At 61.9% G+C, this 22561-nt stretch carries 23 protein-coding genes; 16 read left to right on the top strand and 7 right to left on the bottom strand.

The features are described 5' to 3' along the window. The first annotated feature begins 101 nt into the window (after positions 1 to 101). The 4 genes from J4D99_RS22035 (at position 102) to J4D99_RS18315 (ending at position 3731) form a co-directional block, all read left to right on the top strand. Complete coding sequence (locus J4D99_RS22035) at positions 102 to 230, top strand: hypothetical protein (RefSeq protein WP_255555149.1); 129 nt, start codon at positions 102 to 104, stop codon at positions 228 to 230. A gap of 408 nt (positions 231 to 638) precedes the next feature. Then, complete coding sequence (gene gyrB, locus J4D99_RS18325; RefSeq protein ID WP_208133192.1) at positions 639 to 2660, top strand: DNA topoisomerase (ATP-hydrolyzing) subunit B; 2022 nt, start codon at positions 639 to 641, stop codon at positions 2658 to 2660. Positions 2661 to 2770: 110 nt separating this feature from the next. After that, positions 2771 to 3307, top strand: coding sequence for a GNAT family N-acetyltransferase (locus J4D99_RS18320; RefSeq protein ID WP_208133191.1), 537 nt, complete (start codon positions 2771 to 2773; stop codon positions 3305 to 3307). A 43-nt stretch (positions 3308 to 3350) separates the two neighbouring features. Then, on the top strand, positions 3351 to 3731 hold the full coding sequence (locus J4D99_RS18315) for a RidA family protein (RefSeq protein WP_208133190.1): 381 nt from the start codon (positions 3351 to 3353) through the stop codon (positions 3729 to 3731). Here the strand turns inward: J4D99_RS18315 and J4D99_RS18310 are convergent. Further along, the gene (locus tag J4D99_RS18310; protein WP_208133222.1) at positions 3728 to 4180 is read right to left on the bottom strand and encodes a nucleoside deaminase; all 453 of its coding nucleotides are present in this window, start codon (positions 4178 to 4180) and stop codon (positions 3728 to 3730) included. The genes J4D99_RS18315 and J4D99_RS18310 overlap by 4 nt on opposite strands. Before the next feature lie 415 nt (positions 4181 to 4595). Between J4D99_RS18310 and J4D99_RS18305 the strand changes: the two genes are divergently transcribed. The 6 genes from J4D99_RS18305 to J4D99_RS18280 all read left to right on the top strand — a co-directional run bounded on the left by J4D99_RS18305 (position 4596) and on the right by J4D99_RS18280 (position 12686). After that, positions 4596 to 5168: a gluconate 2-dehydrogenase subunit 3 family protein gene (locus J4D99_RS18305; RefSeq protein WP_208133189.1), complete on the top strand. Its 573-nt coding sequence runs from the start codon at positions 4596 to 4598 to the stop codon at positions 5166 to 5168. After that, positions 5155 to 6879 carry a GMC oxidoreductase gene (locus tag J4D99_RS18300; RefSeq protein ID WP_208133188.1) on the top strand — a complete coding sequence of 575 codons (1725 nt, stop codon included), beginning with the start codon at positions 5155 to 5157 and terminating at the stop codon, positions 6877 to 6879. The genes J4D99_RS18305 and J4D99_RS18300 overlap by 14 nt, the downstream gene beginning before the upstream one ends. A gap of 8 nt (positions 6880 to 6887) precedes the next feature. Beyond that, on the top strand, positions 6888 to 7772 hold the full coding sequence (locus J4D99_RS18295) for a sugar phosphate isomerase/epimerase family protein (RefSeq protein ID WP_208133187.1): 885 nt from the start codon (positions 6888 to 6890) through the stop codon (positions 7770 to 7772). A 174-nt stretch (positions 7773 to 7946) separates the two neighbouring features. Beyond that, the gene (locus tag J4D99_RS18290) at positions 7947 to 10157 is read left to right on the top strand and encodes a penicillin acylase family protein (RefSeq protein ID WP_208133186.1); all 2211 of its coding nucleotides are present in this window, start codon (positions 7947 to 7949) and stop codon (positions 10155 to 10157) included. Between the two features lie 60 nt (positions 10158 to 10217). Next, entirely contained in the window at positions 10218 to 11249 is a 1032-nt protein-coding gene (locus tag J4D99_RS18285; RefSeq protein ID WP_208133185.1) for a DUF1259 domain-containing protein, read from the top strand. A gap of 165 nt (positions 11250 to 11414) precedes the next feature. Beyond that, positions 11415 to 12686, top strand: coding sequence for a metal-dependent hydrolase family protein (locus tag J4D99_RS18280; RefSeq protein WP_208133221.1), 1272 nt, complete (start codon positions 11415 to 11417; stop codon positions 12684 to 12686). A 48-nt stretch (positions 12687 to 12734) separates the two neighbouring features. On the opposite strand, the gene J4D99_RS18275 is transcribed toward J4D99_RS18280, so the two are convergent. The 3 genes from J4D99_RS18275 to J4D99_RS18265 are packed head-to-tail and all read right to left on the bottom strand — an operon-like array spanning position 12735 to position 14416. After that, positions 12735 to 12998: an anti-sigma factor family protein gene (locus J4D99_RS18275; RefSeq protein ID WP_208133184.1), complete on the bottom strand. Its 264-nt coding sequence runs from the start codon at positions 12996 to 12998 to the stop codon at positions 12735 to 12737. Beyond that, complete coding sequence (locus J4D99_RS18270; protein ID WP_208133183.1) at positions 12998 to 13600, bottom strand: sigma-70 family RNA polymerase sigma factor; 603 nt, start codon at positions 13598 to 13600, stop codon at positions 12998 to 13000. Before J4D99_RS18270 ends, J4D99_RS18275 begins: the two co-directional genes overlap by 1 nt. Before the next feature lie 39 nt (positions 13601 to 13639). Beyond that, positions 13640 to 14416: a DUF1223 domain-containing protein gene (locus J4D99_RS18265; protein WP_208133182.1), complete on the bottom strand. Its 777-nt coding sequence runs from the start codon at positions 14414 to 14416 to the stop codon at positions 13640 to 13642. A gap of 236 nt (positions 14417 to 14652) precedes the next feature. Between J4D99_RS18265 and J4D99_RS18260 the strand changes: the two genes are divergently transcribed. Beyond that, positions 14653 to 15360 carry a cytochrome b/b6 domain-containing protein gene (locus J4D99_RS18260; RefSeq protein ID WP_208133181.1) on the top strand — a complete coding sequence of 236 codons (708 nt, stop codon included), beginning with the start codon at positions 14653 to 14655 and terminating at the stop codon, positions 15358 to 15360. 27 nt (positions 15361 to 15387) lie between these two features. Then, entirely contained in the window at positions 15388 to 16251 is an 864-nt protein-coding gene (locus J4D99_RS18255; RefSeq protein ID WP_208133180.1) for a molybdopterin-dependent oxidoreductase, read from the top strand. Positions 16252 to 16324: 73 nt separating this feature from the next. Here the strand turns inward: J4D99_RS18255 and J4D99_RS18250 are convergent, their stop codons facing one another. Together J4D99_RS18250 and J4D99_RS18245 are read right to left on the bottom strand one after the other, a co-directional pair. After that, positions 16325 to 16720: a hypothetical protein gene (locus J4D99_RS18250; protein WP_208133179.1), complete on the bottom strand. Its 396-nt coding sequence runs from the start codon at positions 16718 to 16720 to the stop codon at positions 16325 to 16327. An 88-nt stretch (positions 16721 to 16808) separates the two neighbouring features. Further along, positions 16809 to 16967, bottom strand: a complete 159-nt coding sequence (locus J4D99_RS18245) for a DUF2256 domain-containing protein (protein WP_208133178.1) — start codon at positions 16965 to 16967, stop codon at positions 16809 to 16811. A 103-nt stretch (positions 16968 to 17070) separates the two neighbouring features. On the opposite strand from J4D99_RS18245, the gene J4D99_RS18240 reads away from it, so the two are divergent. After that, positions 17071 to 17823 (top strand): class I SAM-dependent methyltransferase, encoded by a 753-nt coding sequence (locus tag J4D99_RS18240; protein ID WP_208133177.1) that lies wholly within the window; start codon positions 17071 to 17073, stop codon positions 17821 to 17823. A gap of 16 nt (positions 17824 to 17839) precedes the next feature. Then, a complete protein-coding gene (locus tag J4D99_RS18235) occupies positions 17840 to 18247 on the top strand; it encodes an acyl-CoA thioesterase (protein ID WP_208133176.1) in 408 nt (135 codons plus the stop codon). Here the strand turns inward: J4D99_RS18235 and J4D99_RS18230 are convergent. Then, positions 18223 to 18795 carry a DinB family protein gene (locus J4D99_RS18230; RefSeq protein ID WP_208133175.1) on the bottom strand — a complete coding sequence of 191 codons (573 nt, stop codon included), beginning with the start codon at positions 18793 to 18795 and terminating at the stop codon, positions 18223 to 18225. The two genes, J4D99_RS18235 and J4D99_RS18230, sit on opposite strands and share 25 nt — an antisense overlap. 161 nt (positions 18796 to 18956) lie before the next feature. Between J4D99_RS18230 and J4D99_RS18225 the strand changes: the two genes are divergently transcribed. After that, entirely contained in the window at positions 18957 to 20645 is a 1689-nt protein-coding gene (locus tag J4D99_RS18225) for an AarF/UbiB family protein (protein ID WP_208133174.1), read from the top strand. Positions 20646 to 20869: 224 nt separating this feature from the next. Continuing rightward, a complete protein-coding gene (locus J4D99_RS18220) occupies positions 20870 to 22543 on the top strand; it encodes a glycoside hydrolase family 43 protein (RefSeq protein ID WP_208133173.1) in 1674 nt (557 codons plus the stop codon). Positions 22544 to 22561 lie beyond the last annotated feature (18 nt).

Below are 22561 nucleotides of genomic sequence, written 5' to 3'. Positions count from 1 at the left end.
TTATGCAAAACCAAGCTAGCTGCTTAGTAAGCGCTCCTACGCCCAAGCCCCGCCTCTTATGAGCTAGCCTTCAGTGCCTTCCGCGCCCCACGCGCTACTTCATGGGCGAGCTGGGCGCCGGCGAGTACGACCAGCTAGGCCCCGAAGAGGTGAAGAAACACTTTCCCAGCTACCACACCCATACTTATGCTAACGCCGCCGGCGCCGAGTCGGTAGCTGAGTGCATTTGAGATAGTAAGCGACTAGCCATCAGCAAGTATATGCGGCCGGTTAGCTGGTGGCTGCCTCTGCTTACTGCTATGAAAACACGCTGGTTGCTCAGCAGTGTCCTTATTTAAATTCGACTTTAGGCCGCGGCGGGCGGCAACTGGCTACCAGCGGGTGCTGCCCACCGCTGCGTACACCAAAGAAGCTGGTTACGGCTTCTGCTTCGGCACTATCGTAGCGGGCGTATACCAGTAGCCAGCATAGCTTTTAGCGTATAAAAAAAGCCCCTGCCGGCCTCAACAGGGGCTTTTTTTGTGTCTGAATTTCCCCTGAAAAAGGTGGGCAAAAGCTAGGCTAAATGGAGCTAAAAGAGTACCTTTGGATGTTCTCTTCCTGACCGTATTTCCGGTCGGTTTAACCCCCTCTCTCGCATGAGTGAAGTAGTAGAAAAGAAAGCCCCCGCCGATTATTCGGCCGATAGCATTCAGGTGCTGGAAGGGCTGGAGGCGGTGCGCAAGCGCCCCAGTATGTACATCGGCGACACGGGTATCAAGGGCCTGCACCACCTGGTGTGGGAGGTAGTCGATAACTCCATTGATGAGGCCCTAGCCGGGCACTGCGACCTTATTCAGGTTACGATTAATGAAAATAATTCGGTAACCGTCCGTGACAACGGCCGGGGTATTCCCGTGGACTGGCACGCCAAAGAAGGCCGCTCGGCCCTCGAAGTGGTGCTGACTGTGCTGCACGCCGGCGGTAAGTTTGACAAAGACTCGTACAAAGTGTCGGGCGGCCTGCACGGCGTGGGCGTGAGCTGCGTAAACGCGCTCAGCACCGACCTCAAAGTAACCGTGCGCCGCAAGGGCCACGTGTACCAGCAGGAGTATACCATCGGCCACCCGCTGTATCCGGTAAAGGAAATCGGTGACACCGACGAGCACGGCACGGAGGTGCAGTTCCTGCCCGACCCCAGCATCTTTTCGGAAACAGAGTACCGCTACGCCACCATCGCCAGCCGCCTGCGCGACTTGTCGTTCCTGAATAAGGGCATCCGCATTACCCTGACCGACCGCCGCGAGAAGCCGCTGGGCGACGCTGCCGTGGGCCACGTCGATGCCGAAGGCTTCCGCTACGAGGAGTTTTACTCGCAGGGTGGCCTGCGCGACTTCGTGCAGTACCTCGATGGCACCGAGCGTCCTTCGCTGCTCGCCGAGCCCATCTATGTGGAAAGCGAGAAGGGCGGCACGCCGGTCGAGGTGGCCTTGCAGTACAATACCTCGTACCAGGAAAACGTCTATTCCTACGTCAACAACATCAACACCATTGAGGGTGGCACGCACGTAGGTGGCTTCCGCTCGGCCGTGACGCGGGTGCTGAAGGCGTATGGCGACAAGAAGCAACTGTTTGAGAAAGCCAAGGTGGAAATCACCGGCGACGACTTCCGCGAGGGCCTCACGGCCGTTATCTCGGTGAAAGTGCAGGAGCCGCAGTTTGAGGGCCAGACCAAGACCAAGCTCGGCAACTCGGAAGTAAGCGGCGCGGTGAACACCGTGGTGGGCGAAATCCTGACGCAGTACCTGGAGGAAAACCCCGGCCAGGCCAACAAAATCATGGACAAGGTGATACTGGCCGCCAAAGCCCGCATCGCCGCCCGCAAGGCCAAGGACATGGTGCAGCGCAAAAACGTGCTGGGCTCCAACTCCTTGCCCGGCAAGCTGGCCGACTGCTCCGACTCGGACCCCGCGGTGTGTGAGCTGTACCTGGTAGAAGGTGACTCGGCCGGCGGCACCGCCAAGCAGGGCCGCAACCGGGCGTTTCAGGCCATTTTGCCGCTGCGCGGTAAAATCCTGAACGTGGAGAAAGCCCAGGAGCACAAAATCCTGGAAAACGAGGAAATCAAGAACATGATTACCGCGCTAGGGGTCACGTTCAACGAGCGCAAGTCGCTGGCCTTCGGCACCGACGACGAGGGCAACGAAACCGGCCCGCTGAACTTCGACAAGCTGCGCTACCACAAAATCATCATCATGACCGATGCTGATATTGACGGCTCGCACATCCGCACGCTTATCCTCACGTTCTTCTTCCGCTACATGCGGCAGCTCGTGGACCAGGGCTACATCTACATCGCCCTACCGCCGCTCTACCTCGTGAAGCGCGGCAAAGAGGAGCGCTACTGCTGGACCGAAGAGGACCGCGCCGCCGCCACCGAAGAGCTCGGCCGTGGCAAGCCCGAAACCGTGAACGTGCAGCGCTACAAAGGCCTCGGCGAAATGAATGCCGAGCAGCTCTGGACCACCACCATGCAGCCCGAAACCCGCACCCTGAAGCAGGTAACCGTAGAGTCGGCCGCCGAGTCGGACCACCTGTTCTCGATGCTGATGGGCGACGAAGTGGCGCCGCGCCGCGACTTCATCGAGCAGAACGCCAAGTATGCCAAGCTCGACGTATAACCCACGCTGCTTGCGCGAATAGCTGAGTAGCTTGCACCCGTTATCCCGCCAGGGGTAGCGGGTGCTTTGCTTTATGGCTAGCCCTCTATTCGAATTTCAATACTACGCCCATGGCCGATTCTACGCTTCAAAAGCAGCTACTACTTAGCACGCCAGCCGATATCGACGAGATTTTTCGGCTCTACCGGCTCGCCAGTGCCTATCAGGTGGCCGTGAAGGGTACTGTGGTATGGCCCGACTTTGACCGCAGTATGGTGGCGCAGGAGCTCGCCGAAGGCCGGCAGTGGAAGCTGATGCTGGGCGATGCCATTGCCTGCGTGTGGGCCATCACGTTTGACGACCCGCAGATTTGGGGCGCCCGCAATGCCGACCCCGCCGTGTACATCCACCGCATTGCCACCAACCCTGAGTTTCGGGGCCACAGCTGGGTCGCGGATATCGTGGCCTGGGCCCGGGACTATGCCCGGCAGCACCAGAAAAAGTTTGTGCGCCTCGACACCGTTGGGGAAAACCACGGGCTCATCAGGCACTACACCGCCTGCGGCTTCACTTACCTGGGGCTAGCGGTGCTCACCGATACGGCCGGCTTGCCGGCGCATTACCACAACGCAACAGTTAGCTTATTTGAGTTGCCGGTGCAGGGCTAGCCGGCGGGCAGCCTTGTTGACTTTATCACTCATTACCTGTTTTATGCGACAACTTATTTCATCGGGTGCGCCCTGGGAGGCTAGCGTGGGCTACTCGCGGGCAGTGCGCGTGGGCAATGTGGTGGAGGTGGCCGGCACCACGGCGCAGGATGGCGATAGTATCAGCGGTGCTGACGAATATGCTCAAACCAAGCGCATTCTGGAGAAGATAGCCGAGGCGCTGCACCAAGCCGGCGCCAGCCTCGAACACGTGGTGCGCACCCGCATTTTCGTGACCGACATCAGTAAATGGGAGGCCGTGGGCCGCGCCCACGGCGAGGTTTTCAGCCAAATCAGGCCGGTGACCGCCATGGTGCAGGTGGCAGCCCTCATCGACCCGCGGATGCTGGTCGAAATTGAGGCCACGGCCATTAAAACGCCCTAATAGTCGGTGCGGCTCTCGTGGGCAGCCCAGGCCTGAAACGACACCTGCGCCTCGTCGCGCAGGAACTGCTGCATGGGCAGCTGGCGCTGGTCGAGAGGCTTCTCTATTTCGTCGTAGATGAATTGGTCGTCGAAGCCGACGGCGGCGGCATCGGCCTTGGTATTCGCATAGAAGACCCTGGCGGGGCGCGCCCAGTAGATGGCGCCCAGGCACATGGGGCAGGGCTCGCAGCTGGTGTAGAGGTCGCAGCCGTCGAGCTGGAAGGTGCCCAGCACCTGGCAGGCCTTGCGAATGGCATCGACCTCGGCGTGGCAGGTAGGGTCGTGGGTGCTGGTAACCTGGTTGAAGCCGCGGGCGATAATCTGCCCGTCTTTCACTACCACTGCCCCGAACGGCCCACCAAAACCGGCCTGCATTTTTTCGAGCGAAAGCCGGATGGCTTCGCGCATAAAGTCGGCCCGAGGCTCGTCGGAGGAGTTGTTTATATTTTTCACTAGTTGAGAATCAGGTTATTATTTTAGGCAGCTAAGAAAATCTTCAGACAGCCGGAATCTTTTGCCAAGTTGTTTGTTGTACCTAGCGTGAAAGAATAGTTTTTTAAGGTGTTTTGGTTGGAAAGGTCAGAGATAATGTCTCTGACCTTTTTTCATGCCGTTTCGACGTTAGCGAATGGCGGCCAAAACGGGGTTAGCTGCCGTAAAAATACGCCACTAGGGTGGGCCGACTGGGTAAGGGTAGCTGGAAGCCAAGGGTGGTACTATTCTAGCAAATAGTACGGCTGATTTATCCGGCAGTAGGGTGTCAGCAAGGTCTGCGGGTTATCGGGTGTACTTTGCAGCATCCCATCCTTTTTCTACTTGCATGATGAATCGGCGATTAGCCGTTAGGCACCTTACCCTGGTGGCGGGGGCCGCCGCGCTGCTGCCCGGCTGCCTGTCGCAGAGCCACGACGAGCAGGCGGCCACGTACCCCCTGAAACACCTGGCGCTGAATGCCAACCAGGAAAAACTGCTCGCGGAGGTCTGCGAAACGCTCATTCCGCGCACCGACACGCCCGGCGCTAAAGACCTGAGCCTGCACCTCTACGTGCTGAAAATGCTCGATGACTGCACCCCGCCCAAGGAGCAGCAAACCTTCGTGGCCGGCCTGGGGCAGCTCGATGCAGCGGCTACCAGGCAGCTAGGGCAGTCGTTTGGAGCGAGCGCGGCGGCGCAGCGCACGGCGCTGCTGCAGCGTATTGATGAGCAGCCCACGCAGTTCAGTGATGAGCTAGCGGCCTTTTATCGGGCGGCGCGGCAGCTGGCCATCGATGGCTACACGGGTAGCAAATACTTCATGACCAAGCAGGTAGTGTACGAGCTGGTGCCGGGGCGCTACGACGGGTATTTTCCGGTGAGTAAAGTCAATTTAGCCGTTCCGCATCATGGCCAATCTTAATATTGACAGCATCAAGGAGCGCACGTTCGACGCCATCGTGATTGGCTCGGGCATGAGCGGCGGCTGGGCAGCCAAGGAGCTGACCGGCAAGGGCTTGAAGACACTGGTGGTGGAGCGTGGCCGCAACGTGGTGCACAACAAGGATTACCCCACTACCAACCTTAATCCCTGGGAGTTTGCCCACGGCGGCAAGGTGCCCTACGACGTGCAGCAGGCCAATCCCATTGCCAGCCGCTGCTACGTGTTTAAGGAAGACGCCATGCACTTTGTGGTGAAGGATGCCGAGCACCCCTACGTGCAGGAAAAACCGTTTGACTGGATTCGGGGCTACCAGGTGGGCGGCAAGTCGCTGCTGTGGGCCCGCCAGACGCAGCGCTGGAGCAACTACGACTTTGAAGGGCCGGCCCGCGACGGCTTTGCCGTGCCCTGGCCCATCGGCTACGACGACCTGGCGCCGTGGTACAGCCACGTGGAGAAGTTTGCGGGCATCAGCGGCAACCGAGATGGGCTAGCGGCGCTGCCCGATGGCGAGTTTATGCCCGGCTTCCCGCTCAATGCAGTGGAAGACCACTTCCGGGAGCATCTGCAGAAAACCCACCCCGACCGCCACGTTATCAGCGCCCGCTGCGCGCACTTGTCGAAGCCGCAACCCATTCACTATGAGCAGGGACGCGTGCAGTGCCAAAACCGGACGCTGTGCCAGCGCGGCTGCCCGTTTGGTGGCTATTTCAGCAGCAACTCCTCGACCTTACCGTGGGCGATGAAGTCGGGCCACCTCACGCTAGCCCCCGATTTGGTGGTGCAGAGCATCCTCTACGACGAGCAGAAGGGTCGCGCCACCGGCATCCGGGTTATCGACGCGCACACCAAGGCCACTACCGAGTACTACGCGCCGGTGCTGTTTGTGAATGCGGGCGCTCTGAATACCAACTTGTTGTTGCTCAATTCGACCTCCAGCCGCTTCCCCAACGGGCTGGGCAACGACAGCGGCGTGCTGGGCAAGTACGTGGCGTTTCACAACTACAGCGCTAGGGTTTTTGCGGAGTATGAAGGCTTGCAGCAATTCACCACCGACGGGCGCAACCCGGCGGGCGGCGGCTACATCCCGCGCTTTCGCAATGTGTTTAAGCAGGAAACCGACTTTTTGCGCGGCTACGCCACCAGCTTTGGGGCCTCGCGCGGCCGGGTGCAGCCCCGGCACGGCTTCGGCACCGACCTCAAAAAGCAGCTTGAAAAGCCGGCCCTGAGCCCATGGTACATCGGGGCGGGCATGATGGGCGAAACCATCCCGAAGGAAACCAACTACGTGCGCCTCGACCCTAGCCGCAAGGATGAATGGGGGATGCCACTGCTCAGTATAGCAGTAGCTTATGACGACAATGATGCGAAGATGAAGCAGGATTTCTTCGAGCAGTTTACGGAGATGTTTACCAACGCGGGCTTCACAAATATTAAAACCAACGACTCGCACCAGGCCCCCGGCCTCGACATCCACGAGATGGGCGGCGTGCGCATGGGCACCGACCCGCGCACCTCGATGCTTAATAAGTGGAACCAGCTGCACGCCTGCCCCAACGTGTTCGTGACCGACGGCGCGGCCATGACCTCGACCTCGACCCAAAACCCCTCACTCACCTACATGGCCCTCACGGCCCGCGCCGTCGACCACGCCGTGCGCGAATTGACGCAACGCAACCTCAAAACCACCTGACCTGAACTATGACGCACCGTCGCGATTTTTTGAAGCAAGCAGGCGCCCTGGCGGCCGTGGCTTGCGCCCAACCTGGCCTGCTACTGGCCGCCCCCGCCCCGATGAAAATAGGCTTGCAGCTGTACTCGCTGCGCGAAACCATTGGGGCCGACGTGAAAGGCACCCTAGCCAAAATAGCCAAGGCCGGCTACCAGGAAGTCGAAACCTACGGTTACAGCCCTAGCACGCACTTCTGGGGCCTTACGCCCGTGCAGTTTAAGGCGGCCCTGGCGGCCAATGGCCTCAGCACATCGAGCGGGCACTACGAGCTGGGCGATTTTATGCGTGATGGCAAAGCCGCCTCGCTGCAACCCTGCATCGACGCGGCCAAGGCTTGCGGGCAGCGCTACGTCATTGTGCCGCACCTCGATGAGAGCGTGCGTAAGTCGGTGGCCGATTTTAAGACCCTAGCGGCGCGGCTCAACCAAGCCGGCAAGCTGTGCCAACAGGCAGGCTTGCGGCTAGGCTACCACAACCACGACTTCGAGTTCAAGCCCATCGGCGGGGTGTCGCTTTTTGACGTGATGCTCAAAGAAACTGACCCGAAGCTGGTCGATTTTGAGCTGGATTTGTACTGGGTGGTGCGTGCCGGCCAAGACCCCGTCAAGCTGATGCAGGCGCACCCCAGGCGCTTTCCGCTGTGGCACGTGAAGGATATGGACAAGGCTAAGCCTGAGCTGAATACGGAGATTGGGTCGGGCTCGATTGACTTCCGCAAAATCTTCGCCCAGGCCCGCACCGCTGGCTTGCAGCACCTGTTTGTAGAGCAGGAAAACTTCGGAATGGACGCCTACCAAAGCATCGCGCAAAGCGCTGCCTACATCAAGAAATCGCTGCTGCCAGTGCTGAAATAGGCAGTAGCACGAAGCCGCTGCTTTGTGCGCGAGCACCGCGAGCATGGTCGCTAGGGCTGTGTCCGGCCCCGCCTGCTCGCTGCGCTCGCGCACGAAGCAGCGGCTTCGTGCTACTGCCTATTTCGTGCTCCTATCTACCTTGCGCCCGGGCTGTGCTCTCGGCCCATTTCATCCATGCGCAAGCTTTCCGTTTTTCTTTTACTACTAGCCACGGCTGAGGCTAGCGCTCAGGCTTTTACCCCCGCCGAAATGGCCCGCTGGCAGCGGCAGGCCCAGCGCGTCAGCATCGTGCGCGACACCTGGGGCGTGCCCCACATCACGGGCAAAACCGATGCCGACGCCGTGTTTGGCGTGCTGTATACGCAGTGCGAAGACGATTTTGCGCGGGTTGAGGACAACTACCTCACGGCACTAGGCCGCCAGGCCGAGGTGCAGGGCGAGGCCGCCCTCTACGAAGACCTGCGCCAGCGCTTGTTTCTAGATTCGGCGCGGGCCGTGGGCATCTACCAGCGCAGCCCGCGCTGGATGAAAGACCTGCTGCACGCCTTCGCCGACGGCGCCAACTACTACCTGGCCACGCACCCCACGGTGCGGCCCAAGCTGCTGCACCGCTTTCAACCCTGGATGCCGCTGCTGTTTAGCGAAGGCAGCATTGGGGGCAACGTGAGCGTGGTACCGCTCGACCGGCTTAAGGCGTTTTACAGCCAGCCCAAGAAAACGTCGTGGCAGGCGCCTTTTCCTAAGGCCGACCCGCTACGGGCCGACGACGAGCCGGTGGGCTCCAACGGCTTCGCCATCGGGGCTAGCAAAAGCGCCAGCGGCCACCCGCTGCTGCTTATCAATCCGCACACCTCGTTCTACTTCCGCTCGGAGGTGCAGATGACCAGCCAGCAGGGCCTCAACGCCTACGGCGCCGTGACCTGGGGGCAGTTCTTTATCTATCAGGGTTTCAATGAGAAATGCGGCTGGATGCACACGTCGAGCCAAGCCGATTCGATGGATGAATACCTCGAAACGGTGAGCGAGCAGGACGGCAAGTACGTGTATCAGTACGACGGCAAGCAGCTAGCCCTGCCCACCGATACGCTGACGCTTTTCTTTACCCGCGACGGGCAGCGCCACAAGCGTCGCTTCACTACCTACCGCACGCCCCACGGCCCGGTAGTAGGCCAGCAGGGCGATAAGTGGGTGACGGTAAAGATGATGGACACCCCGCTCGAAGCTCTGGAGCAAAGCTACCTGCGCACCAAGGCTAAGGACTACGCCAGCTTTCGGGAGGTGATGCGCCTGAATGGCAATGCCTCCAACAACACCGTCTTTGCCGACAACTCGGGCAACATTGCGTACTGGCACGGCAACTTCATGCCCCGCCGCCCCGCCGGCCACGACTGGAACCAGCCCGTGGACGGCAGCACTAAGGCCACCGAGTGGCAGGGCCTGCACAAGGTAGAGGAACTGGTGCAGGTGAAAAACCCGGCCAGCGGCTTCATCCAGAACTGCAACTCGACACCCTATACGGTATCGGGCCCCGGCAGCAGCCCCGAGCGCCTCAGCTACCCGCCCTACATGGCTCCCGACGCCGAGAACTACCGCGGCATCAACGCCGTAAGGGTGCTCAGCCGCAAAAAAGCGTTTACCCTCGATACGCTCATCGCGGCGGCCGACGACCCGCACCTGGCCGGCTTCGAGGAGCTGCTGCCCGCGCTGTTCAATGACTACCAGTTGACCATCGACGCGCCCGGCGGCACCGCGCCCGAGGGCACGGCCGCCGCCATTGAGGTGCTGCGCGGCTGGAACCTGAACTACAGTGCCATCTCCACGGCCCAGACCCTAGCCATCTATTGGGCTGAGCGCTTGCAGCGGCTGGCCCGCACCCGCCTGCCCGCCGGCCAAACGCTGAGCTATATACCCTTCACCCAGTTCGTCATCACCCACACCTCGCCCGAGGAAAAGCTAACCGCCCTGGCCGAAACCCAGGCCGAGCTGAAGCGCGATTTCGGTTCGTGGCAAGTGCCGTGGGGCGAGGTGAACCGCTACCAGCGCCTCACCGGCAAGATTAACGAAACCTTTGACGATACCCAACCTAGCCGGCCGGTGGCATTCACGTCGTCGGCCTGGGGCTCGCTAGCCGCTTTCGGCGCCCACACCTGGCCCGGCACCAAGAAGCGCTACGGCTACGTGGGCAACAGCTTCGTGGCAGTGGTTGAGTTTGGCCCCCGCGTGGTGGCCCGCTCGGTGGTGACGGGCGGCGCCAGCAGCCAGCCCGCCAGCCCCCACTTCACCGACCAGGCCCCGCTCTACTGCGAAGGCAAATTCAAGGACGTGTGGTTTTACCCCGAAGACGTGCAGAAGCACGTGGAGAAAAGCTACCACCCGGGCCAGTAGGGTGGGAGTAGCGGTTTTCAGGGGCTTTACGAGTTATTTCCCACCTTTCCTGCCTGACCCATGAGCCACTCTATTTCCCGGCGCGATGCCCTGCGCGCTTCGGCACTGCTAGGGGCCACTTCCTTGCTTTCTTTCGACGCGACCCTGGCTAGGGCCGCCGCGCTGCCCAAAGGCAAAACGCCGCCGCTCTCAGCCGCCGATATTGCTGGCATCGAAGCCGCGCTGGGCAAGAAGGGTACGTACGTAGAGGCGCAGGCCACGCACAGCACCCCGCTGCCGCGCAACGACTTGAAAATGCGCATCAAGGGTGAGCCGGTGCCGATTCCGTTCGGCTTCGGCGGCTGGGTGGCCATCAAGCACACGCTCGATGGCAAATCGGCCATGCTGATGAGCGACACGGTGCTGCTGCAGGAGGAAGTTAACCCGCTGATGTCGGCCGCGCAGGCTAATGGGCTGGAAGTGGGCGCGGTGCACAACCACTTCTTCTACGAAGAGCCGCGCATTTTTTACATGCATATTCACGGCATGGGCGCCCCGGCCGAGCTGGCCAAGAAGTTTGCCGCCACCCTCAAAGACTCGAAGCTGCTGCCCGCCAACCAGCCGCCGAGTCCGCCGACGCCAGCATCGCAGGCCGGCAACACCGCTAGCCCCTCTGCGGCGCCCACGGGCAAAGAGCTGTTCGACCTGCCGGCGCTCGACCAAATAATGGGGCGCCAGGGCACCGTGAATGGGCCGACCTACAAGTACACCGTGGGCCGCGACGACCTGCAAGTGGTGATGATGAACACCGAAATGACCGCGGCCATGGGCCTGAATTCCTGGGCCGCTTTTGCGGGCAAGCAGGCCGATGCGCACATTGCCGGCGACCTTGCCATGCTCGAACACGAAGTCAATGCCGTCATCAAAACCCTGCGGGCCCACAACCTGGAGGTGGTGGCCGTGCACAACCACATGCTCTTCGACCAGCCCCGCATGATATTCTTGCACTACTACGGCCGTGGCCCGGCTACCCAACTGGCGCAGGGCTTCCGCGCGGCCCTCGACCAACTCGGCCGAAGTAAGCCGCACGACATGCCCGGCATGCAGCACTAGAGCCTTTAGGAACACCGTGTGCTGGGCGGCTGACCCTAATAGTTCATGAAGCCGCTTTAGTTTAATGGGTGCAAAAAGGGGGCTAGTGGTGCAATTACCCGCATGGCGCCCGGAGCCCCGCGCCAATAACCCGTACTTTACTTTTTAACTATCTGCCGCGTGCCTATGGTTTTCCGCCTGCTACTTTTCTGCTTCCTGCTACCTGGGCTAGCCACTGCCCAAACGGTTCAGAACCCCACCGCTACCTTGCTGCACCCGGCCGCCGTCTTCGATGGCCAAACCCTGCACCCCGGCTGGGCCGTGCTGGTAGAAGGCCAGAAAATAACCGCCGCTGGCCCGGCCGCCAGCCTCCCGGCGCCGGCTGGGGCGCGCACTATCGAGCTGCCCGGCCTCACACTTATGCCGGGCCTCATCGAGGGGCACTCGCACCTGCTGCTGCACCCCTACAACGAAACCAGCTGGAACGACCAGGTGCTGACCGAGCCGCTAGCCCTGCGCGTGGCCCGCGCCACGGTACACGCCCAAAAGACCCTGCAAGCCGGCTTCACTACCGCCCGCGACCTTGGCACCGAGGGCGCCGGCTACGCCGATGTGGGGCTGAAACAGGCCATCGATGAAGGCATCATTCCGGGCCCGCGCCTGCTGGTGGCCACTAGGGCGCTGGTAGCCACGGGCAGCTACGGCCCCCACCTGGCGGCCGTCGAAGACCTGCCGCAGGGCGCCCAGGAGGCTGATGGAGTCGATAACCTCGTGCGGGCGGTGCGCGAGCAAATCGGCCACGGCGCCGATGTGGTGAAGGTATACGCCGACTACCGCTGGGGCCCCGGCGGCTCGGCGCAGCCCACGTATTCGGTTGAGGAGCTGACGCTTATTGTGCAAACGGCCCGTGCCACTGGTCGCGGCGTGGTGGCGCACGCCAGCACGGCCGAGGGCATGCGCCGTGCCGTGCTCGCCGGCGTCGAAACCATCGAGCACGGCGACGGCGGCACGCCCGAAGTCTTCAAGTTGATGAAGGAGCGCGGTGTGGCGCTGTGCCCCACGGTGGCCGCTTCCGATGCCATTTCGCGCTACCGGGGCTGGAAAAAAGGCCAGGACCCCGACCCCCAGCGCATTATCGACAAGCACCGCGCCGTGCAGGCTGCCCGCCAGGCCGGCGTGACCCTCGCCATGGGCGGCGACGTAGGCGTATTTCCGCACGGCGACAATGCCTTGGAAATGGAGCTATTAGTGCAGGATTACGGCTTCACGCCCCTCGAAGTATTGCGCCAAGCTACCAGCGGCAACGCCCGCATCTTTCACCTCGCCGACCGTGGCCGCATTGCCCCCGGCCTGCTTGCTGACCTCGTGGCCGTGGCCGGCGACCCCACCCAGCAGGTGCAGGCCCTGCGCCAGGTGCGCCTCGTGATGAAGGGGGGCGTATTGTATCGGCAGCCTTAAAACGCTAAGGGTAGAGTCAGGAAAAATTACGCTAAACCAGCTGCTGCCTCATTCTACCTCTCCGCTAGCCGCCGCAATGCGGGCTTTCCAGCGGGCTCTTAGTTCTGCCGACACGGGCGGTGGCCCTGCGGCTAGCCCTGGCGCCAGGCGGGACAGCAGCTGGCTTTGGACCTGGTAGCGGCGGCAGTACACGCACAGATGCAGGTGGGCCCACAGGCGCAGGCGCTCGCCTGGGGCCAGTGCGGCGTCGGCCCGGCGCTCGATGAGGCGCGTCGCGGTGCGGCAGTCGCGCACGAAAGCAGGCAAGAACATCAGGCGGCGGAGGTGGGGGGTGGGGTGCCTAGCCAGTGGCGCTCGAGGCAGCGGCGCAAACTGAGCTTGGCGCGGTGCACCAAGACCCAGAAGTTGGCCGCTGACAGGGCCAGTTCCTGGCATACTTCTTCGGTGGAAATTTCCTCCACAAAGCGCCGCGCAAAAACCAGCTGCTGGCGCGGCGGCAGGCGCCGCTGGCAGGCCGCCAGAATCTGCTGCAGCTCTTGTTGCTCCAGGGCCGCATCGGCGGCGGGCCAGGGTTGGGGCGCATGAGCCGGCAGCCAGTGGCCGTCGGGGCCAAATAGCGGGCCGGGCGCCTCTTCCTCCGGGTCGGCTTCGGGCGCCGCCGCTAGGGGTTGGCGCGCTTGCTGGCGGTAAAAATCAACGAGCTTGCGCTTTAAAATCACGAATAGCCAGCTCCGCTCCGAGGCCTCGCCTCGGAAGCTGGCCCTAGCGGCCAGCGCACTCAGAAAAGCTTCCTGCACCAGCTCGGCCGCCGCGTCGGCGTTGTGCACGCGCCGATAAGCATAGTGGTACAGTTCGGGCCCGTAGCGGTCGGGCCACTGCGGCGGGTCGAGCAGGGCAGGAGGGGAGGCAGTCATAAGAGGAAAAGCAAAAAAGCGGTCGGTCGCGGGCCCGCGCTACTGCCGGGCCAGCTCGCCGCCTAGCGGCTGCACCGCGGCGCCTACTACTTGCCGGGTGCGCTCGGCTTGCACGACCACCACGGCCCGCAGGTGGGCATGGTTCCAGCCAGCCGCCAGCGCCGGGGTGGGGCTAGCCTCGAAGGTGCCGCCCGGCGCCACGGTGCCCAGCGGCTGCAGGCTGCGCACCACCGTGGCATGACGCAGCAGCGCGCCGGCATTTTCGCCGCCGCTCACCTGAGTAGCCAACCCACTTTCGGTGATGAAAAGTAGCACTTGGGCCGGGCCGGTGCCTGCCGGCAGGCTAGCCACGCGCACCCGCAGCGGCTGGTCGCCTAGGCCACCTGCTACCCTCACGGACGCCTGCGGGGCCCGGGCCGCCCGCCCAATGGCCGCCAGCAAATCGGCACGGCGGCTGCCCACCAATTCTTCGCGGCCCTGCACCACGGCCTGCGGCGTGTAGGAGCCGCTGCCAAACCGGGCGGCATACTGGCGCTGGCGGGCTGTGTAAGTGGGGTCCGAAAACTGGTCTTTCCAGCCCAGGCGGTTCCAGTAGTCGACATGCTGGCCCAGGGCAATGACCTCGGCGCCGGCCACGGGCTGGCTGCTTTCCAGCTCGCGCAGCGTAGCATCGGCGCTCGGGCAGCTCGAGCAGCCTTCCGACGTAAACAGCTCTACCACTACGGGCACCCGCGCCGGTGCGGGGCTCGGCGGCACTGGGGCGGTAAGGCCGACTAGGCCTACGAGCCCGCCAATAGTTGCCAGGAGGAGTTTCATTACATGAAGCGCAAAAAGTGAGAAAGACTGATGAGCCGAGCCGGCTGCCAGGTTAGACGCGGCTGGGTCGCCAACCTTACACCCGCGCCAGCAAGAAATAAAAATAACGATTCTGATGTAAGGTTGGTCGCCCAGCCGCGTCTGCCGCTCCGTCTGCTCGCTAGGCCCCCCGGCCGCGCCCGTCCGTAGTTCAGCGAGCAGCTTACTTTCGTAGGCGCATTCCGCATTCTGGCTTTATGAAAAAACTTGTTGAGAAGCATCCGCTAGCCATTCGCTGGTTTCACTGGGTCAATTTTCCGGTGCTGGCCCTCATGATTTGGAGCGGCCTCTGGATATACTGGGCCAACGACATCTACCGCCTTGGCTGGGGCACTACCACACTCTACAAGTTTTTCCCGCAGTCGTTTTACGATGCCACCCACCTCGACCACAAGCTGGCTCAGGGCATGGCCTGGCACTTTCTGCTTATGTGGGTGTTTTTTCTAAACGGCTTGCTCTATGTGGGTTACACGCTGGTGTCAGGCGAGTGGCGCTACCTGCTGCCCAACCGCCACTCCTTCCGCGAAGCCATTGAAGTAACCTTGCACGACCTGGGCCTGCGCAAAGCCGCCCCGCTGGTGCAGAAGTATAATGGCGCCCAGCGCATTGCCTATACCGCCGTGATTCTGATGGGGCTAGGGTCGCTGCTCACGGGCTTGTCTATTTACAAGCCCACGCAGTTTGGCTGGCTCACGCAGGGACTGGGCGGCTACGAGGCGGCGCGGGTCGAGCACTTTGTGCTGACTATCGGCTACGTGCTGTTTTTTATCGTGCACGTAGCGCAGGTGGGCCGCGCTGGCTGGAACAACTTCCGCTCGATGGTGGCCGGCTTTGAGATTGAAGAGGTGCCGGCGGGCGCCGCTAGCCCCCGGCTGGCCCAGCGCGAACCCGATACCCAGGCCTAATTGTTTACCCGCTAGTCTATCCGCATTATGGCCCTGGAACCCACGCCCGCCCCCGAAAAAGCTATTCCGCCGCACGTGTCGCCCGATGGCGAAAACCTTACGCTGCCGCCCGGCTCGGCCATTGAGCAGGAGGCCACGCGCCGCACCCGGCGCTCGTTTATCGGGCTGGGGCTGGCGGGGCTGGCCGGCGTACTAGGCTGGCGCTACCTGCTCAATCAGCCCGATGCCGAGGGCACGCCCGCGCCTTTCCGGCGCGTGCTCGACGCCAACGGCCGCCTCTCGGCCGCCTATTTCCGCGAAACGCGGCTAGCCCCCGAGTTTGCCAAAAGCCAGGGCGTGCGCCAGGTGCGCACCAACGGTGATGCTGGTCTGAATTCAGAAATCGACCTCGACGCTTGGCGTATGGTGGTGCAGCCCTATGGCGGCGGCAAGGCCCAGGAATTTACGCTGGCCGATATCAAAGCCCTGCCGCGCATCGAGATGACTACCCAGCTCAAGTGCATTGAGGGCTGGAGCATTATCGTGAACTGGGCCGGCGCGCGCTTCGCCGATTTTCTGGCCAAGTACCCCCTAGCCAGCCGCAGCGGCCAGCCCATCAAGGACATAGCTCACCCGCCCGCCGACCTGGCGCCCTACGTCAGCCTCGTCACGCCCGACGAGGAATACTACGTGGGCCTCGACATGCACAGCACCATTCACCCCCAAACGTTGCTCTGCTACGAGATAAACGGCCAGCCCCTGAGCCTTGAGCACGGCGCGCCGCTGCGCTTAGTCACGCCGCTCAAATACGGCATCAAGCACCTCAAGCGCATCGGCACCATCGCCTTTGTCGACCAGCGCCCCGCCGACTACTGGGCCGAGCAAGGCTACGACTGGGACGCGGGACACTAGGAAGTAGCGCGGACTTTTAGTCCGCGACTACCGTGCCTAATACGCCTTAACCCTCGCGGACTAAAAGTCCGCGCTACTGCACCACCCGCACTTCGTAGTGCTCGGCGCCCGAGCCATCGGGGTTGGGCACGCGCCAGGCGCCAACCCGGCTAGGGCCGTAGCCGAGGTTCACTTTCACCCATTCGTCGCGGGTGGGCAGCAGGCCGATAATATCCTGGCGCAAGGCATCGAGCGCATCTTGGGCATCCTGGCGGCGCAGGTTCAGCTCGTCGGCGTGCTGGTCAAATGAGCCCGTGGGTGGGCGCTGCTCAAACTCCTGGGCCGCGGCGGCCACCTCGGCGTCGTGGGTAGCTTCGTTGCGGTCGGCGATGGTGAGCATGCGCAGGTCGCGCTCGGCGGCGAGGTAGGCTTCTACTTTTTCCTCTAGCGGGCGGAGGTCGGGGTTGAGGTAGTCGATGTTGGAGGCCATTTTTTAGCAGGTGGCTAGCAGCAATAGGCTGCTGGCTTTTGTGAAAGTAGAGAAGATAGAAGTAGGAAGATAATAGAGCGGCTAACCACTAGGGGCTAGCTGCTTTCTCTTTATTACGCTGGCATTTCTCGCTGCAATATTTCACCTCCGGCCAGTTATTGCGCCACTTCTTGCGGTACTCGAAAGGCAGCCCGCAGGTAGCGCAGATTTTGGTCGGAAGCTGGCCTTTTTTGAGCTGGGCAGCCATAGAGAAGGTCGAAATGCGAAAAGCAGCCAGACCTTTGCCGGCCGGCCTGGCGCCGTTTACGTTTAAAAGTGCCCTGCCGGCCATCTGCCCCGCGCCTTTCCTTATGCCCCACCAAGCCCCCGACCTCATCGGCCAGGCCCTGCTCGACTACCAGCACGGCCACCACGCGGCCGCCCTCACCGTGCAGTGCAGCGCCGCCGATGAGGAGCAGCTGCCCGCCGCCTACTTCTTCCGCACCCTGCTGGCTATGCCCGAGCTTGAGCGCCAGGCCCTCGACGAGTGCCGCGGCCGCGTGCTCGACCTGGGTGCCGGTGCCGGCTGCCACGCCCTCGAGCTGCAAAGCCGGGGCTTTGCCGACGTGCGCGCCATCGACCAGTCGGCTGGGGCCGTGCAGGTGATGCAGGCCCGTGGCGTGCAGCAGGTAGCCCAGCACGATATCCTGGACAAGCGCGGCAAAGACGAGCGCCCTTACGATACCATCCTCATGCTGATGAACGGCCTGGGGCTAACCGGCACGCTTGAAGGCCTCGACAAATTTCTGGCACACGCCCGCACCCTGCTGGCCCCCGATGGCCAGATTTTGGGTACCTCGTCCGACATAAGCTACCTCTACGAGGACGAAGATGGCGCCCTGGTATTCAACCTCAACGGCCCTTACTATGGTGAGGTCACCTATACCTTTCAGTACAAAGACCAGACCGGCGAGCCGTTCCCCTGGCTTTTTATCGACGCCAGCCTACTCGAAGATGCTGCCCGCCAAGCCGGCTACGAGGTCGAGTTTTTGGGCGAAGATGAAGGCGGCCAGTACCTGGTGCGCCTCACCCTGGCCGGCGGCTTCGAGCCGGCTATCGATTAATTGAACCCCTAGCAGCATGACTCACAGTCAGACCTATACCGTGCGTTGGGCCGAGCTCGACCCCAACGGCCACATGCGCCACTCGGCCTACGCCGACTTTGCCGCCGACCAGCGTGTGCACTGGCTGGCCAGCCTGGGCTTCGACGTTAAGAAGTTTGCCGAGCTGCGGCTAGGCCCCATTCTCTTCCGCGAAGAAACCAAGTACCTGAAAGAGCTGCACGGCGGCGAGCAGATAAAGGTGGACGGCCGCGTGACCGGCGGCACGCCCGACGGCGCCCGCTGGACCATTGAGCACACCATCTACAAGGCCGACGGCCGCGTAGCCGCCACCGTGACGGTGGATGGCGCCTGGCTCGACCTCGACCGCCGCAAGCTTACGGTGCCACCCACCGAGCTCGCTCAGGCGCTCGCCGTAGAAGGCTGACGCACCTGCTTCAGCGCCTTGCTGATGCGGTCGAGCTGCTGCTGGTGGTGCAGCGTGTGGTCCAGGATGGAGGTCACCGTTTGGCTCACCGTGAGCCAGCCGGCGCGTGGGTGCCGAAACACCGTGTGGTTGAGCTTGGTGCCCGGAAACTCGTGCAGCACCTGCTCGAGCTGCCGGCGTACGGCCTCCCATTCGGCGCGCAGCTCGGGCAGCGGCGCAATGGTGCTAGGGTCGGGCGGGGGCGGCAGCGTAGCCGGCACCTTAAACTTGAGGCCCGGCACCCGCAGCGCCAGGCGTAGCAGTAAGCCGCGCACCTTGTGCTTGAGGGTGGCTAGCTGCCACTTGGCGTGGTCGGTGGCTAGTGCGCGGCGCAACCCTGCGGCAATACTTTTTTCGGCCGTGAGCAGGTGGTGAATAACCTGCGCGGCGGCCCACTGGCCCGGCACGGGGTGCACGTAGGCGCGCGGCCCCAGCGCCTCGGCCGAGGCCAGGGCCGTTTCGGTGGCACGGTCAAGCGCCTCAATTAGCAAGTATAAACGATTGGTCATGGGGCGGGTGGGGTAGGAGAGAGGAAGAGTGTAGCTTTGGCTGACCGGCAATCAGCCGCGGGCGCGTTCCTTTGCAGTGGGTAGGGCGCGGGGCTAGCCCTGCAAAATTCGTGCAACTGCCGGTTTGGCTGGTCAGCTAGTCGTTTTAAGCCTCTTGTTCTGTGCTATTTAAAAATACGATATCCAACCTGGCCCGGATTCGGCAAGTGGCCGAGGTGCTGCTGCGCTACGGCTTTGAGGATGTGGTGACGACCACCCCGCTGCGCCGCCTCGTGAGCCAGAACCGCCGCCTGCGCTGGCTGGAAGTAGACGAGCGCCCGGTGTTTGAAACCACCCGCTGGGAGCGTATTCGCCTGATAATAGAAGAGTTGGGCCCCACCTTTATCAAGCTGGCCCAGGCCTTGAGCAACCGCGCCGACCTGCTGCCCCAGGCCCTCATCGACGAGTTTGAGAAGCTGCAAAGCAACGTGCCGCCCTTCCCCACCGAAGAGGCGCGCCAGCTCATTGAAGCCGAGCTGGGCCGCCCGCTAGGGGAGGTTTTCAGCGAGTTTGACGATGTGCCGCTGGGCTCGGCCAGCATTGGGCAGGTGCACCGGGCGCGGCTGCACAGCGGCGAGGAAGTAGTGGTGAAAGTGCAGCGGCCCGGCGTGCGCGAGAAGGTAGAAGGCGACCTGCGCCTGCTGCACGAGCTGGTGCGCATCACGGCTGGTTTCTTACGCAACCAGGGCCTGGCCAACCCCCAGGACGTGGTCGATGCCTTCGAGCGCAGCATGACCAAGGAGCTCGACTACACCCAGGAAGCCCGCGCCATGGAGCAGATGCGCAAGCTCTACGAGCACTACACGAGCTTCTATATCCCCAAGCCTTACCGCGAGCTGAGCACGGACAAGATTTTGGTTATCGAGTTCGTAAATGGCTGTAAGATAACCGATAAAGCGCAGTTGCTAGCCTGGGGGCTGAGCCCCGAAACCGTGGCCGAAACGGGCATGGATATCTACCTGACCCAGATTTTTGAGTTCGGTTTTTTTCACGCCGACCCGCACCCTGGCAACGTGCTGGTGCGCCCCGATGGCACCATCGTGCTCATCGACTTCGGCATGGTGGGCAAGCTCACCAAGCAGCAGAAATACGCCTTTGCGGGCGTGTTTATTGGCATGGCCCGGCAGGATGCGCGCAGCATGGCGCTCAACTTCCGGCGCCTCTCGCTCACCAGCGACATCCCCGATATGCGCGCCTTTGAGACCGACCTCAACAGCCTAATTGAGGATTTTGCGCTGCTCGACGTGCAGGAGATGAGCATGAGCGACCTGGCCGACTCGCTCCAAAGCATTATCTACCAGTATAAGCTGCAGGTGCCGGGCGCGGTGTTTCTCATCCTGCGGGCGTTGGTTATTCTCGAAGGCATCGGTAAGGTGCTGCACCCGCACTTCAACACCTTCGAGTTTGTGCGTCCCTACGGTGCCCGGATTCTCAAAGAGCAATATTCGCCCGAGAATATCCTCACCGAGGCCGAGTACACGGGCACCCAGCTGCTAGCCCTGCTCCAGACGCTGCCCATCGACCTGCGCCAGATAATGCGCAAAATCAGTAAGGGTGACCTGCGCGTGAAGGTGGAGCTAAGCGGCTACGCCAGCCTGCTGCGCAAGGCCGACCAGCTCGTGAGCCGCACCATTATCGCGCTGCTGCTGCTGGCCAGCATCCTGTTTGCGGGCCTGAGCCTGCTCGGACATTACCCACCCGAGATGCCGTACTTCCGAGGTCTGCCCATTATTACGTGGTACAGCCTGGGTGCCGGCCTGTTTCTGCTGCTGCTGCTGACCATGCCCCAACGCAGCCGGCGCAGCGAGTAGGGGCAGAGCCAGCCGCAGGCTAAGTTGGCTATCTGGTAACTGCTTAGTTGATAACGCTTTTAGTGTGCCGTGTCAAGTATTTGGGTGCGGTAAAACCTATCGACACGATTGCGCTAAAAAAAGTGGAGTAGTTTAGCCCGCCCCTGGCTGGCAGCGCGTTGGTGAGCAAGACCACTGACGGCCGTTGGTTTTTGCTGCCATAACAGGGGTTGCTTTTCCACCCCATGAAGACCAAACAGTTTTTTGCGGCCCTAGCCATGGGCCTGCTGCCCGCTACGGCCACCCTCGCACAATCGATTGTGCTAACTAATCCCATTCTAACAGGCTTTTACCCAGACCCTAGCGTGGTAAAAGTGGGGCCTGACTACTACCTGGTCAACTCTACGTTTTCCTACTTCCCCGGCATCCCGGTCATGCACAGCCGCGACCTCAAAAACTGGAAGCAGGTGGGCAATGTCATCAGCCGGCCCTCGCAGATGAACTTCCTGGGCGACCGGATGACCCGCGGGCTGTTTGCGCCGGCCATCGACTACCATAACGGCACGTACTACGTCACCTGCACGCTCATCGACCACAAGGGCAACTTTGTGGTGACGGCCAAAAACCCCGCCGGGCCGTGGAGCAACCCGACTTTCTTGCCCGAGGTGCGGGGCATCGACCCCTCGCTGTACTTCGAGGGCGACAAGGCCTACGTTATTTATAATAGTGACCCGCCCGGCACGCCTCTTTACGACGGTCATCGCTCCATCAAGATTATCGAGCTGAACCCCCAAACCCTACAAACCGTGGGCGAGGCCAAAATCGTGGTGAACGGGGGGGTAGACCTGAGCAAGAAGCCCATCTGGATTGAGGGGCCGCACCTGATGAAGCGGGGCGACTGGTACTACCTCTACGCGGCCGAGGGCGGCACGTCGGTCAACCATACCGAGGTAGTATTCCGCAGCAAGGAGGCCCTAGGGCCTTTCGTGCCTTATGAGAAGAACCCCATCCTCTCGCAGCGCGAACTGCCCAAAGACCGCAAAGACCCTATCACCTCAGCTGGCCACGCACAGTTTGTAGAAGGCCCCGATAGGAAGACCTACGCCATTTTCCTGGCTGTGCGGCCATACGAAGGTAATTATTATAATACTGGACGCGAGACCTTTATTGTGCCCGTGGAATGGAAAGATGACTGGCCCGTAACGGTGCCTGGCCCCAACGGCGTGCAATACTCCTACAAGGCCAACTTCCCCGAAGTGAAGCAGCCCGGTGCCCTGCCACAGAGCGGCAACTTTGCTTACACCCTCACTTTTGAGAAGCAACTCGACCCAGCGCTGCTGTTTTTACGCACGGTCGATAGCACGAATTTCTCGCTGAGCAAGGCGAAGGGGCTCACCCTGAAACTGAAGCCCGAAACGGTGGCCGAAACCGGCAACCCGGCCTTCATCGGCAAGCGGCAGCAGCACATGTATGGCAGCGCCGAAACCGAGCTGACGTTCGCGGCCAAGGCGGCTAATGAAACGGCTGGCCTGGTGGCTTTTCAGGATGAGAAGCACTTCTACTACTTCTGCAAATCGGTGGAGAATGGCAAACCCGTGGTTCAGCTTTTCAAGAGCACGGCCGATGCGAAGGCCCCGGAACTGCTAGCGAAAGCGCCCCTGAAAGCAGCGGCCGGCAAGGTGCAGCTGCGTATAAACGCCGACGGCGACACCTACAGCTTCCGCTTTTCGGAGGATGGCAAGACCTATACGTCGCTGAAAGACAAGGTAGATGCGCGCTTCCTGAGCACGCAGGTAGCGGGGGGCTTTATCGGCTGCCTCTATGGCATGTACGGCACCTCGGCCGGACAGCCTACCACCAATACGGCCTCCTTTAAGTGGCTGAAATACGAGGGCCACGACCCCGTGTACAAGAAGTAATACGCGGCCCGCTACGCT

Source organism: Hymenobacter sp. BT559, from assembly GCF_017571525.1.
Lineage (GTDB): Bacteria > Bacteroidota > Bacteroidia > Cytophagales > Hymenobacteraceae > Hymenobacter > Hymenobacter ginsengisoli.
Note: the sequence above shows the minus strand (reverse complement) of the source record. Positions and strands in the feature narration are given on the sequence as shown.